We start from the raw sequence: 1,158 nt of genomic DNA on the forward strand, positions 1-1,158 counted from the left end.
CATTTTGGCTGCGGGAGACATTCGCGAGAAAACCCTTCGCCAAATCGTAACGGCAACAGGGGACGGAAGCATTGCCGCACAGAGCGTTCAGCACTATATCGAAGAGCTGAAAGAGAAAGAAAAGGCTGTAAAATAACGCATTTTAATCGTCATCATGATTTAACCGGCCTGTAACACCAGTGAAACAATTATTCGTTATGATTGGTATAGTAATTGACCCCCTTTTATAATGAATTTTATTGGCACGGATGATCTTATCCGTGTCCTTTTTTTGTCTTATTTTCCTGCAAAGAGAATTTTTTACAAATTTCACAAGTTGTTCAAATTTCAATATTGAAACAGTCGTTTTTGCTGTAAAATAGAATAAAAGAACGGTTTTCGCAAGCGCTTCCATTTGCTGAAAAAGCCGTTTCATTAAGTTTTTACCCGGAAAAAGCCTAAAACAGCCCGGGAAAAGGCGATTTTCGCGGCGGAACTGCATGTTCATTGTGAGCGGGGACAGGAAACGGTATAATAGAAAAAAGAATTGAAGGAATAAAAGGATGGGTGACAGACTTTGCAAAGAGTGACGAATTGTGTGCTGACTTCAGGTGATAAAGTCCTGTTGCTGCAAAAGCCCAGACGAGGCTGGTGGGTGGCCCCCGGCGGCAAAATGGAAAGCGGGGAAACCGTCAGGGACGCCGTTATCAGGGAATACCGCGAAGAGACGGGCCTGTATGTGCTGAACCCGCAGCTGAAAGGAATATTCACCTTTATCATAAAGGAAAATGATCAGGTTGTATCTGAATGGATGATGTTCACATTCGTCGCCGATCATTATACAGGCAAGCATGTAGAAGAATCAGAAGAAGGCATCATCAGGTGGCATCAGGCGGGGGACGTCGGTAGCTTGCCGATGGCGCCGGGCGACGTCCATATTCTTGATTTTATGCTGAAAGGCAAAGGACTGCTTCACGGCACCTTTACGTATACGCCTGACTTTGAATTGCTGTCCTATCGCCTCGACCCGCAAGGCGAATAAACATAAGAGGGGGAGAGAAGCATGAACGCGAATGGAGGCCATGATATACAGCTTGTGATCATAACCGGAATGTCAGGGGCAGGAAAAACCGAGATCTTCAAAGCTTTGAATCGCCACTGTTTTTCCTGACATTCCGG

At 45.3% G+C, this 1,158-nt stretch carries 1 protein-coding gene and 1 pseudogene; both read left to right on the forward strand.

Annotation, left to right across the window (positions count from 1 at the left end; all coding sequences use genetic code 11):
* Positions 1-136 (forward strand): annotated as a pseudogene (locus ACWHAR_RS22455) (thioredoxin-disulfide reductase); the annotation flags it as partial.
* Positions 137-556: 420 nt separating this feature from the next.
* Positions 557-1,021: an 8-oxo-dGTP diphosphatase gene (locus ACWHAR_RS22460; RefSeq protein WP_003185583.1), complete on the forward strand. Its 465-nt coding sequence runs from the start codon at positions 557-559 to the stop codon at positions 1,019-1,021.
* The last annotated feature ends 137 nt before the right edge of the window (positions 1,022-1,158 follow it).

The sequence above is a fragment of the Bacillus sp. LR--39 genome (assembly GCF_053613335.1).